The sequence below is a fragment of the Actinomadura sp. WAC 06369 genome (assembly GCF_003947565.1).
GTDB classification, from domain to species: Bacteria; Actinomycetota; Actinomycetes; order Streptosporangiales; family Streptosporangiaceae; genus Spirillospora; species Spirillospora rifamycini.
The window spans coordinates 1-734 of the sequence record NZ_QHJN01000406.1 but is presented as its reverse complement, the minus strand read 5'-3'; the positions used below and the strand labels follow the sequence as shown (position 1 = coordinate 734).

Sequence of the window (734 nt, the reverse complement as noted above, 5' to 3'; positions counted from 1 at the left end):
CCTTTATGAACGGGTTTAAGCAATGTGGCGCACAGCGCCGGGGTGAGGATCATCGCCACCAGCACCGACAGCACCATCGCCGAGACGATGGTAATCGAGAACTGGCGGTAGATCGCGCCGGTGGTGCCGCCGAAGAAGGCCATCGGCACAAATACCGCCGATAGCACCATGGCGATACCGACCAGCGCGCCCTGAATCTGCCCCATTGATTTTCGCGTCGCTTCACGCGGCGAGAGGCCCTCCTCGCTCATGATACGCTCGACGTTCTCTACCACCACGATGGCATCGTCCACCAGCAGGCCTATCGCCAGCACCACCGCGAACATGGTTAAGGTGTTGACACTGTAACCGAAGGCGTAAAGCACGGAGAAGGTTCCCATCAACACCACTGGCACGGCGATAGTGGGTATCAGCGTGGCGCGGAAGTTTTGCAGGAACAGATACATAACGAGGAAAACCAGGGCGATAGCTTCCAGAAGCGTTTTCACCACGTCTTCAATGGAGGCTTTAACAAACGAGGTGGTTTCATACGCCACCTTGTATTCCAGTCCGTGTGGAAAATACTGCGCCAGCTCGTCGAGACGATTGAGCACCAGCTCCGCTGTCGCCATTTCGTTCGCGCCGGAGGCCAGTTTAACCCCCAGCCCGGAGGCTGGCTTACCATTGAAGCGGCTAAGATAATCGTATTTCTCCGCCCCCATTTCGACGGTGGCGACATCGCCCAGCCTTACCTC

1 protein-coding gene is annotated in these 734 nt (G+C 57.4%); it reads right to left on the bottom strand.

Translation table 11 applies throughout. The features are described from left to right. On the bottom strand, nt 1-734 hold a 734-nt coding region (locus DMH08_RS39700; protein ID WP_148108678.1), incomplete at both ends, for an efflux RND transporter permease subunit.